The organism is Psychrobacter sp. CAL346-MNA-CIBAN-0220 (assembly GCF_040309805.1).
Lineage (GTDB): Bacteria > Pseudomonadota > Gammaproteobacteria > Pseudomonadales > Moraxellaceae > Psychrobacter.
Genome location: NZ_JBEOPF010000282.1, coordinates 1 through 272, shown reverse-complemented (window position 1 = coordinate 272; position 272 = coordinate 1). Strand labels below are relative to the sequence as shown.

Genomic DNA, 272 nt, shown 5'->3' with positions numbered 1-272 from the left:
AATTCAACCTTACTGCCACTTTGCGTTGGCCTCTTGGATTTTCTGCCGCCCTTAGCGCCCTGTCTGGCCTGCCATGCACTAAAACCTTCGGCACTGAAGTTTTTGTGTGTAAATTTGGCTATGGATTTGGCCGTTGCTCTGACCTCGGAATACGGTAACGGTGACGTAAATTCTTTGTTGTTATATGCATCGGCGCGGGTTAAAACGGCCTCAAGCCAGCGGTCATACTCTGGATAGCCTTGTCTAATCGCTTTAAACGCCCACTTAGAGAG

The 272-nt window shown here is 48.9% G+C and carries 1 protein-coding gene; it reads right to left on the bottom strand.

The genetic code is table 11. The features are described from left to right. Positions 1-272: primase C-terminal domain-containing protein (locus AAEY88_RS13660; RefSeq protein WP_350563263.1), on the bottom strand; the 272-nt coding region annotated here is incomplete at both ends.